Here is a 9,585-nt window from a genome sequence, read left to right on the forward strand (position 1 = left end):
CAGTCAGTACATTTGATACTGACATACCGCATTCGCGAGCAAGCCCGCTCCCACATTTGGTTCTGTATGTTGCCCACTCTGTGATCACCTGCTACACCTTGTTGCACATGTCCACGACAAGGAAGCAGTCGTATGTCGGTTGAATCAGAAGTATCCCTGGATGGGACGAAGTTGACGATCGCCGTCAAAGGCCGGTTCGATTTCGGCAGTCACCAGGCTTTTCGAGAGTCCTACGAGCGGTTCTACAAGGTCCCTGATATCTATGTGGTGGACTTGAAGGAGGCCACCTACCTCGACAGTTCGGCCCTGGGCATGCTGCTGTTGCTGCGTGATCATGCCGGTAGCGATGACGCCGATGTGCGGGTGATCAACAGCAGCTCCGACGTGCGCAAGATCCTCGCCATCTCCAATTTCGACAAGCTGTTTGATATCTCTTGAGCCTGCTGACGGTCCTGATCGCCGAAGACAGCGCTGCCGATCTGTTGTTGCTATCGACCATTGTGCGGCGCCAGGGCCATCGGGTGCTCACCGCGACTGACGGTCAGCAAGCGCTGGAGGTGTTCGCCCGCGAACGCCCGCAGTTGGTATTGATGGATGCCTTGATGCCGGTGATGGACGGCTTTGAAGCCGCCCGGCAGATCAAGCAACTGGCGGGCGAGACGCTGGTGCCGATCATCTTCCTGACGTCCCTGAATGGCAGCCAGGCCCTGGCCCGCTGCCTGGATGCCGGTGGCGATGACTTCCTGGCCAAGCCCTACAACCCGATCATTCTCGCGGCGAAGATCAACGCCATGGACCGCCTGCGCCGGCTGCAGGCCACGGTGTTGCAGCAGCGCGACCAGATCACCCGCCATCATGAGTACCTGCTGCATGAGCAGCGGGTGGCCAAGGCGGTGTTCGATAAGGTCGCCCATGCCGGCTGCCTGAATGCCGCGCGCAATATCCGTTACCTGCAATCGCCTTATGCGCTGTTCAACGGCGACTTGCTGTTGGCGGCCTACACGCCGTCGGGCGACATGCATGTGCTGCTCGGTGACTTCACCGGCCATGGCTTGCCAGCGGCCGTTGGCGCAATGCCGCTGGCCGAGGTGTTCTACGGCATGACCGCCAAGGGTTACGGCCTGGCGCAGACCCTGCGGGAGATGAACGCCAAGCTCAAGCGCATCCTGCCGGTGGACATGTTCTGTTGTGCGACGCTGTTGTGTCTCAGCGCCCAGCGTCGGGTGGTGGAGGTGTGGAACGGCGGGATGCCCGACGGCTACGTCCATGAAGTGGCCACGGGCAGGCGCACGCCGTTGGTGTCGCGGCATCTGCCCTTGGGCGTGCTGGCGCCCGAGGTTTTTGACGACTGCACGCAAGTCTGGCCGATGGCCCTGGGTGATCGGGTGTTCCTGTTGTCCGATGGGGTGATTGATACGGCGGATGCCAATGAGCAATTGTTTGGCGTGGAGCGTTTGCTACAAGTGTTTGCCGCCAACCGTGAGCCTGAGCGCCTGTTTGAGGACATCGAACAAGCCCTTGCCGGCTTTCGCGGCCAGGTGCGTGATGATGTCAGCCTGGTGGAAATCAGCCTGCTGCCTGAGCAGGCTCTGCATGCGTCGGCTATTCAGTACACCGACAGCGGCCAATCCTGCCCGCTGGACTGGTCAGTGAGTTTCGAGTTTCGTGCCGAGACACTCAAGCGTTACAACCCGTTACCGTATTTGCTGCAATTGCTCCTGGAAATCCACGGCCTGCGCGGCCAGAGCGCAGCGTTGTACAGCGTGATGGCCGAGCTGTATTCCAACGCCCTGGAGCATGGGGTGCTGGGCCTGGACTCACGGCTCAAACGCGATGTGCAGGGGTTTGCCGACTATTATCGCCAGCGCAATGAGCGCCTGGCCCTGTTGAGTAGCGGCTATATCCGTGTGCATATCGATGTCTTGCCGACAGGTGCGGGTGGTTGCCTGAGCCTGCGGATCGAAGACAGCGGTGCGGGTTTTGATGTGGAAACAGTCCTGGCGCGGCCGCTGGATATCGACCGTCTGTCCGGGCGCGGGCTGAACCTGGTCCGGAAACTGAGCAGCCATGTACGCTGGTCCGATGGCGGGCGCAGTGTGTGCGTGGAGTTTTGCTGGGAGGCTCTGGCATAATCCGCCGATTCTTGATCAAGGAGCGAGCAAGTGACGCAGATACATATGGACCCTGACGTGTTGATGGGTTTGCAGGAAGTCATGGAAGGCGAATACCCCCATTTGCTCGACACCTTCCTCGATGACTCGCAAAAACGCGTCGAAGCGCTGCGCCAGGCGCGAGATGATGCCAAGGCGCTTGGGCAGATTGCCCATAGTTTCAAAGGCAGCAGCGGCAACCTGGGGGCCGTGCGTCTGGCGCGGTTGTGCCAGCGCCTGGAGGCCGAGTCGGCCAAGGCGCAGGTCACTGACCTGGGCAAGCTGGTGGACCAGATCGATCATGAGTTCGCCCTGGTCAAGCCGATGTATGAGTCGGAGCGCCAGCGCTTCTAGGGTTCAATGGGCCGGTTGGCAAAGCTGGCCCGACTTTTGCTCTATCTCTGCTGACTGCGCCCTCGACCCTGCGCAGCGGAGACCAGACCTATGCCTCTCGCCCCCAACTCGCTCCTGCAGGCCGCCCCCGCGGTCAAGCCTCAGGCTTCCTCCGTCAATGCCCAGGCAGTGGCCGCGGACGCGCGGGCCAAAGCGCCAGGCTTTGCCCAGGTGTTCGCCAAGGAGTCCAAGGTTGCGCCCGCCAAGGCCACCGATATGGCACCCAAGCCAAGCCGCGACAAGCCGGCAGATGTCAGTGCCAAGAAAGAGGTGGGCAACGACAAGCCTGCCGCTGCTACCCCAGCGGTTGCCGATAGCGGCAAGACCTTGCCTGCCAGCCCGCAGGTCAAGGACGACAAGACGCCCAGCCGCGATGACGAGACAAGCACCAGCAAGGATCCGGCATTGGCTGTACAGCCGGTGGCCGATCCGGTAGTTGACCCGGCGCTGATCGCGGCGGTCACGCCGGCTCCGGTTGCTGTCCCGGCCGCCGTGGTGGATGACGCCGTGGCGCCGTTGCTCGTGACCACCGCGCCGGTCACCGAAGAGGTTGCGCCAACCTTCGACCCTGAAGCCGATCCATTGGATGCATTGCCGGCCGTGCGCCTGGCGATGGAGCAGGGCGGGCATGTCTCCGCCAGCAGCCAGGCCGCGCAAAAAGCCGCGCCGACCCAGGCTGAGCCTACCGCCGCACAGAACTTCACTAACGGCCTGGCGGCCATGGTCGATCAGCAAGCGGCCAAGGACAGTACCGACCAGGGGGGCGAGAAGGCTTTCAGCGGCTTGATCGAAGAGGGCCTCAAGGACTTGAAGGGCGCGAGCAGCGACACCCGCGTCGATGACTTTGCCAATCGCCTGGCTGCCCTGACCCAGGCCGCCACGCCCAAGACCGCCAACGCCTTGCCGCTCAATAACCAGCCGCTGGCCATGCATCAGAGTGGCTGGACCGAGGAAGTGGTGAACCGGGTCATGTACCTGTCCAGCATCAACCTCAAGTCCGCCGATATCCAATTACAGCCTGCCGAGTTGGGTCGCCTGGATATCCGCGTGAACATGAGCGCCGACCAGCAGGCCCAGGTCAACTTCATGAGCGGCCACGCCGCCGTGCGCGAGGCCCTGGAAAGCCAGTCCGGGCGCCTGCGGGAAATGTTCGCCCAGCAGGGCATGGGCCAGGTTGACGTGAATGTCTCCGACCAGTCCCGTGGCTGGCAGGGCCAGGGTCAGGAGCAACAGCAGAACCAGGCGCGGGGAGTCAGCGGCAGCGGTGGGCACAACGATGGGCATGACACCGGCCTTGCTGGCGAAGCCACCGAAGTGGCGGCGCCGATAGCCCAATCCGTCATCGGCTCCAGCGCCGTGGACTACTACGCCTGAAACCTGACCTCTGTGGGAGCTGGCTTGCCTGCGATAGCGGTGGGGCAGCAATATAGCTCGTGCCTGACACACCGCTATCGCAGGCAAGCCAGCTCCCACACTGGTTTTGTAGCGTCGCTGAAATCCGTGACAACTCTGGCATAACACTTGCTCTTGCCTTCCCGTGGATCTATGAAACCCCGAATAGTGACGGATTATTGGCATGGCGAAGAGTGACGACGCAGCAACAGCACCTGCAGGCAAGGGCAAGCTCAAGATGATCCTGTTGATCGTCGTGGCCTTGTTATTGGCCATCGGCGTGTCGGTGGGCGCTACCTGGTACTTCATGCACAGTGCCCAGAGCAAGCCTGCACCTGCGGCCGAGACCGCGACCAACGTCAAGCAACCGGCAATCTTCGAGCAGATGCTTCCGGCCTTTGTCGCCAACTACAACCAGAACGGTCGGCAACGCTACCTGCAGGTGAGCATTTCCCTGCTGGCGCGCAACCAGGCGGACCTCGATGCCCTCAAGGTGCATATGCCGGTGATCCGCAACAACCTGGTGATGCTGTTCTCCGGGCAGAGTTTCGACAGCCTGGCCACCCCGGTGGGCCAGGAAATGCTGCGCCAGAAGGTCACTGCCAGCGTGCAGGAAGTGGCCCAGAAAGAACTGGGCAAAGTCGTGGTCGAGCAGGCGCTCTTCACTAATTTCGTATTGCAGTAGGATCACGACATGGCCGTGCAAGACCTGCTGTCCCAGGATGAAATCGACGCCCTGTTGCATGGCGTCGACGATGGTCTGGTACAGACCGAAATGGCTGCCGAGCCCGGCAGCGTCAAAAGTTATGACCTGACCAGCCAGGATCGCATCGTCCGTGGACGCATGCCGACCCTGGAAATGATCAACGAGCGTTTCGCCCGCTACACCCGGATCAGCATGTTCAACATGCTGCGCCGTTCGGCAGACGTGGCGGTGGGCGGCGTGCAGGTGATGAAGTTCGGTGAATACGTGCACTCGCTGTACGTGCCCACCAGCCTCAACCTGGTCAAGATCAAGCCGCTGCGCGGTACCGCGCTGTTCATCCTCGACGCCAAGCTGGTGTTCAAGCTGGTGGACAACTTCTTCGGCGGTGACGGCCGTCACGCCAAGATCGAAGGCCGCGAATTCACCCCCACCGAATTGCGCGTAGTGCGCATGGTGCTGGAGCAGGCCTTCGTCGACTTGAAAGAAGCCTGGCAGGCGATCATGGAAGTCAATTTCGAGTACATCAACTCGGAAGTGAACCCGGCCATGGCCAACATCGTCGGGCCCAGCGAAGCCATTGTGGTCTCCACTTTCCATATCGAACTCGATGGCGGTGGCGGCGACCTGCACGTGACCATGCCGTACTCGATGATCGAACCGGTGCGCGAGATGCTCGATGCGGGCTTCCAGTCCGACCTCGACGACCAGGACGAACGCTGGGTCAAGGCCCTGCGCGAAGACCTGCTGGACGTCGATGTGCCGCTGAGCGCCACCGTGGCGCGTCGCCAGTTGCGCCTGCGGGACATTTTGCATATGCAGCCGGGGGATGTGATCCCTGTCGAGTTGCCAGACGAATTGATCATGCGCGCCAACGGCGTGCCGTCGTTCAAGGTCAAGCTCGGCTCCCACAAAGGCAACCTGGCGTTGCAAGTGGTTGAGCCGATCAACCGCCGCTGATTCCCCTCTCATTCCTGATTTTTGCTGCGCCGAGGACATGTAATGGCTACCGAACACGAAAACACTTCCGCCGAAGACCAGGCCCTGGCTGATGAATGGGCCGCTGCCCTGGAAGAAACCGGCGATGTAGGCCAGGACGATATCGACGCTTTGCTGGCGGCCGATGCTGCCACTGCACCGGTGGGCAACCGCTTGCCCATGGAAGAGTTCGGCAGCGTGCCGAAGAACCATGAGCCGGTATCGCTCGACGGTCCGAATCTGGACGTGATCCTCGATATCCCGGTGTCGATCTCCATGGAAGTGGGCAGCACTGAAATCAATATCCGCAACCTGCTGCAACTCAACCAGGGGTCGGTGATCGAGCTTGACCGCCTGGCCGGCGAGCCGCTGGATGTGTTGGTCAACGGCACGCTGATCGCCCATGGCGAAGTGGTGGTGGTCAACGAGAAGTTCGGCATCCGCCTGACTGACGTGATCAGCCCCAGCGAACGCATCAAGAAGCTGCGCTGAGATGAGTCGCTGGGTGGTGGGACTGTTGTGGGCGCTGCCACTGGGCGCATTTGCGGCTGAGCCGGTGGCCTTGGCCGCTGCACCGGCCGTCGGTGGCAATGTGGCCGGGCAACTGACTCAGTTGGTGCTCGGCCTGCTGCTGGTGGTGGGGTTGATCTTCGTCCTCGCCTGGCTGTTGCGCCGGGTGCAGCGGATTGGCCCGGGCAATGCCCAGGTCATCGAGCTGGTGGGTTCGCGGGCCTTGGGCGCGCGGGATCGCCTGGTGCTGGTGCAGGTGGGCGAAGAGCAGATCCTGCTCGGCCTCACCCCTGGCCGGATTACCCCGCTGCACGTGCTCAAGCATCCGGTGAGCGTGGCCCAGACCGAGGCCGCCACCCCGGAGTTCGCCCAGCGCCTGATGGAGCTGATGGGCAAGGACCAGAAGGATAAGAAGTAATGCGCGTTCTATTGGCGCTCATGCTGTTGCTGGCCGCACCCCTGGCGTTCGGCGCCGACCCGTTGTCGATCCCGGCGATCACCCTGGGCACCAACGCGGCCGGGGCCCAGGAGTATTCGGTCAGCCTGCAGATCCTGCTGATCATGACGGCGCTGAGTTTTATCCCGGCGTTCGTCATGCTCATGACCAGCTTCACCCGCATCATCATTGTGTTCTCGATTCTGCGTCAGGCCCTGGGTTTGCAGCAGACGCCGTCGAACCAGATCCTCACCGGCATGGCCCTGTTCCTGACGCTGTTCATCATGGCGCCGGTGTTTGACAAGGTGAACCAGCAAGCCCTGCAACCCTACCTGGCCGAGAAGCTCACGGCCCAGGATGCGGTGGACAAGGCCCAGGGGCCGATCAAGGACTTCATGCTGTCGCAGACCCGCTCCAGCGATCTGGAACTGTTTGTACGCCTGTCCAAGCGTACCGACATTGCCAGCCCGGACCAGGCGCCGTTGACCATCCTGGTGCCGGCGTTCGTCACCTCGGAGCTCAAGACTGCGTTCCAGATCGGGTTCATGATCTTCATCCCGTTCCTGATCATCGACCTGGTGGTGGCCAGTGTGCTGATGGCCATGGGGATGATGATGCTGTCGCCGCTGATCATTTCGTTGCCGTTCAAGATCATGCTGTTTGTGCTGGTGGATGGTTGGGCGCTGATTATCGGCACCCTCGCCGGCAGTTTCGGAGGGGTATAGCGCCATGACTCCGGAAGTCGCCGTCGACCTGTTTCGCGAAGCACTGTGGCTGACCACCCTGATGGTCGCCGTGCTGGTGGTGCCGAGCCTGTTGGTGGGTTTGCTGGTGGCGATGTTCCAGGCCGCCACGCAGATCAACGAACAGACCTTGAGCTTCCTCCCGCGCTTGCTGGTGATGCTGGTCACGCTGATCGTTGCCGGCCCCTGGCTGGTACAGACCTTCATGGAATACATCCTGCAGCTGTACGGCAGTATTCCGCAGTTGATCGGCTGACCCGATGCAGTCCTTGCTGGCATTGACCGACACCCAGATCAGCACGTGGGTGGCCGCGTTCATCCTGCCGCTGTTTCGCGTTGGCGCGTTGCTGATGACCATGCCGGTGATCGGCACGACCCTGGTGCCCAAGCGCGTGCGCCTGTTCTTCACCGTGGCGATTACCGTGGTCATTGTGCCGACATTGCCGGCGATGCCACCGGTCAATGCCCTGGACCTCAGTGCATTGCTGCTGATTGCCGAACAAATCCTGATTGGCGCCTTGATGGGCTTCTCCTTGACCCTGTTCTTCCAGGCGTTTGTGATTGCCGGGCAAATCGTCTCGATCCAGATGGGCATGGGCTTCGCGTCCATGGTCGACCCCACCAACGGCGTGTCGGTGGCGGTGATCGGGCAATTTCTGACCATGCTGGTGACCCTGCTGTTTTTGGCCATGAACGGCCATCTGGTGGCCTTCGAAATCCTCACCGAGAGCTTCACCACCTTGCCGGTGGGCGAGGGCTTGATCGTCAACCACTTCTGGGAAGTGGTCGGGCGCCTCAGTTGGGTGCTGGGCGCGTCATTGTTGCTGGTGTTGCCGGCGATCACTGCGCTGCTGGTGGTTAACATTGCCTTCGGCGTGATGACCCGTGCCGCGCCGCAGTTGAACATCTTTGCTATTGGTTTCCCGCTGACCCTGGTGTTGGGCCTGGGGATTTTCTGGATCGGCCTGGCCGACATTCTCAATCAGTATCAACCGCTGGCCAGTGATGCCCTGCAGTTCTTACGTGATCTGGCACGGGCGCGCTGAGCCATGGCCGAAAGCGAGAGTGGTCAGGACAAAACAGAAGACCCCACGGAGAAACGTAAAAAGGACTCCAGGGAAAAGGGCGAGATTGCCCGTTCCAAAGAGCTCAATACCCTGGCGGTGATGCTCGCCGGGGCCGGCGGCCTGCTGATCTACGGCGGCGGCCTGGCTCAGGATCTGATGGAAATCATGAAGCACAGTTTTTCCCTGCCCCGGGAAGTGCTGCTTGACCCGCGCGCCATGGGTATCTACCTGCTGCACTCGGGGAAGATCGCGATCCTGGCCTCGCAACCGGTGCTGATCACCTTGCTGCTGGCGGCGCTGATCGGGCCGATTTCCCTCGGTGGCTGGTTGTTCGCGGCCGGCAGCCTGGCGCCCAAGTTCAGCCGCATGAACCCGGCGGCCGGGATCAAACGCATGTTCTCGGCCAAGGCCGTGGTGGAACTGCTCAAGGCATTGGCGAAGTTCTTCATCATCTTGTTTGTGGCGCTGGTGGTGCTCAAGTCGGATATCGACGACTTGTTGCGCATCGCCCATGAACCGCTGGAACTGGCAATCATTCATAGCGTGCAACTGGTGGGTTGGAGTGCGTTGTGGATGGCCTGCGGGCTGATCCTGATTGCGGCGGTGGATGCGCCGATCCAGCTGTGGGAAAGCCACAAGAAATTGCTGATGACCAAGCAGGAAGTGCGCGACGAACACAAGGACCAGGAAGGCAAGCCGGAAGTGAAGCAGCGTATCCGCCAGCTGCAACGCGAGATGTCCCAGCGCAAGATGATGGCTTCGGTACCGGATGCCGATGTGGTCATTACCAACCCGACCCACTATGCCGTGGCGCTCAAGTACGACGCCGAGAAGGGTGGCGCGCCGATGTTGCTGGCCAAGGGCAGCGACTTTACCGCCTTGAAAATCCGCGAAATCGCCCAGGCCAATGACATTTTGCTGCTGGAGTCGCCGGCGCTGGCGCGTTCGATCTTCTACTCCACCGACCTTGAACAAGAGATCCCGGCCGGGCTGTATCTGGCGGTGGCGCAGGTGTTGGCCTACGTCTATCAGATTCGCCAATACCGTGCGGGCAAGGGCAAGCGGCCGGATCCGCTCAAGGATTTGCCGATTCCGCCGGATTTGCAGCGCGATTCCTGAGTTTTGATGTAGCTGTTCGGACGCCATCGCGGGCAAGCCCGGCTCCCACATTTGACCGCGATCAACTGTGGGAGCCGGGCTTGCCCGCGATGGC

Annotated in this window: 12 protein-coding genes; all 12 read left to right on the top strand. The window is 61.4% G+C overall.

The window, feature by feature from the left end; translation table 11 throughout:
* The first annotated feature begins 132 nt into the window (after positions 1-132).
* The 12 genes from KL786_RS28930 to flhB all read left to right on the top strand — a co-directional run bounded on the left by KL786_RS28930 (position 133) and on the right by flhB (position 9,491).
* Positions 133-438, top strand: a complete 306-nt coding sequence (locus KL786_RS28930; protein WP_169897497.1) for an STAS domain-containing protein — start codon at positions 133-135, stop codon at positions 436-438.
* Positions 435-2,132 carry an ATP-binding SpoIIE family protein phosphatase gene (locus KL786_RS28935; protein WP_215519791.1) on the top strand — a complete coding sequence of 566 codons (1,698 nt, stop codon included), beginning with the start codon at positions 435-437 and terminating at the stop codon, positions 2,130-2,132. Before KL786_RS28930 ends, KL786_RS28935 begins: the two co-directional genes overlap by 4 nt.
* Before the next feature lie 30 nt (positions 2,133-2,162).
* Entirely contained in the window at positions 2,163-2,504 is a 342-nt protein-coding gene (locus tag KL786_RS28940) for an Hpt domain-containing protein (RefSeq protein WP_215519792.1), read from the top strand.
* 90 nt (positions 2,505-2,594) lie between these two features.
* Positions 2,595-3,917: a flagellar hook-length control protein FliK gene (locus KL786_RS28945; protein ID WP_215519793.1), complete on the top strand. Its 1,323-nt coding sequence runs from the start codon at positions 2,595-2,597 to the stop codon at positions 3,915-3,917.
* 202 nt (positions 3,918-4,119) lie between these two features.
* Complete coding sequence (gene fliL, locus KL786_RS28950) at positions 4,120-4,620, top strand: flagellar basal body-associated protein FliL (protein ID WP_169897501.1); 501 nt, start codon at positions 4,120-4,122, stop codon at positions 4,618-4,620.
* A 9-nt stretch (positions 4,621-4,629) separates the two neighbouring features.
* The gene (fliM, locus tag KL786_RS28955; RefSeq protein WP_032859049.1) at positions 4,630-5,598 is read left to right on the top strand and encodes a flagellar motor switch protein FliM; all 969 of its coding nucleotides are present in this window, start codon (positions 4,630-4,632) and stop codon (positions 5,596-5,598) included.
* A 42-nt stretch (positions 5,599-5,640) separates the two neighbouring features.
* Positions 5,641-6,108: a flagellar motor switch protein FliN gene (gene fliN / locus KL786_RS28960; protein ID WP_032859051.1), complete on the top strand. Its 468-nt coding sequence runs from the start codon at positions 5,641-5,643 to the stop codon at positions 6,106-6,108.
* Between the two features lies 1 nt (position 6,109).
* Positions 6,110-6,544 (top strand): flagellar biosynthetic protein FliO, encoded by a 435-nt coding sequence (fliO, locus tag KL786_RS28965; RefSeq protein ID WP_065942411.1) that lies wholly within the window; start codon positions 6,110-6,112, stop codon positions 6,542-6,544.
* Positions 6,544-7,287 (top strand): flagellar type III secretion system pore protein FliP, encoded by a 744-nt coding sequence (gene fliP / locus KL786_RS28970; RefSeq protein ID WP_032859054.1) that lies wholly within the window; start codon positions 6,544-6,546, stop codon positions 7,285-7,287. The genes fliO and fliP overlap by 1 nt, the downstream gene beginning before the upstream one ends.
* Positions 7,288-7,291: 4 nt before the next feature.
* Entirely contained in the window at positions 7,292-7,561 is a 270-nt protein-coding gene (gene fliQ, locus KL786_RS28975) for a flagellar biosynthesis protein FliQ (protein WP_003192936.1), read from the top strand.
* 4 nt (positions 7,562-7,565) lie between these two features.
* Positions 7,566-8,351: a flagellar biosynthetic protein FliR gene (gene fliR / locus KL786_RS28980; protein ID WP_215519794.1), complete on the top strand. Its 786-nt coding sequence runs from the start codon at positions 7,566-7,568 to the stop codon at positions 8,349-8,351.
* A gap of 3 nt (positions 8,352-8,354) precedes the next feature.
* A complete protein-coding gene (gene flhB, locus KL786_RS28985; RefSeq protein WP_032859059.1) occupies positions 8,355-9,491 on the top strand; it encodes a flagellar biosynthesis protein FlhB in 1,137 nt (378 codons plus the stop codon).
* Positions 9,492-9,585: the final 94 nt, after the last annotated feature.

This window comes from Pseudomonas sp. TAE6080 (assembly GCF_018732265.1).
In the GTDB taxonomy this organism is placed as follows: Bacteria; Pseudomonadota; Gammaproteobacteria; order Pseudomonadales; family Pseudomonadaceae; genus Aquipseudomonas; species Aquipseudomonas brenneri.

What these genes read in the sequence shown, in the direction of transcription:
- KL786_RS28930 (WP_169897497.1), top strand. Translation starts at nt 133, where the DNA reads ATGTCGGTTGAATCAGAAGTATCCCTGGATGGGACGAAGTTGACGATC.
- KL786_RS28945 (WP_215519793.1), top strand. Translation starts at nt 2,595, where the DNA reads ATGCCTCTCGCCCCCAACTCGCTCCTGCAGGCCGCCCCCGCGGTCAAG.
- fliL (WP_169897501.1), top strand. Translation starts at nt 4,120, where the DNA reads ATGGCGAAGAGTGACGACGCAGCAACAGCACCTGCAGGCAAGGGCAAG.
- fliM (WP_032859049.1), top strand. Translation starts at nt 4,630, where the DNA reads ATGGCCGTGCAAGACCTGCTGTCCCAGGATGAAATCGACGCCCTGTTG.
- fliN (WP_032859051.1), top strand. Translation starts at nt 5,641, where the DNA reads ATGGCTACCGAACACGAAAACACTTCCGCCGAAGACCAGGCCCTGGCT.
- fliO (WP_065942411.1), top strand. Translation starts at nt 6,110, where the DNA reads ATGAGTCGCTGGGTGGTGGGACTGTTGTGGGCGCTGCCACTGGGCGCA.
- fliP (WP_032859054.1), top strand. Translation starts at nt 6,544, where the DNA reads ATGCGCGTTCTATTGGCGCTCATGCTGTTGCTGGCCGCACCCCTGGCG.
- fliQ (WP_003192936.1), top strand. Translation starts at nt 7,292, where the DNA reads ATGACTCCGGAAGTCGCCGTCGACCTGTTTCGCGAAGCACTGTGGCTG.
- fliR (WP_215519794.1), top strand. Translation starts at nt 7,566, where the DNA reads ATGCAGTCCTTGCTGGCATTGACCGACACCCAGATCAGCACGTGGGTG.
- flhB (WP_032859059.1), top strand. Translation starts at nt 8,355, where the DNA reads ATGGCCGAAAGCGAGAGTGGTCAGGACAAAACAGAAGACCCCACGGAG.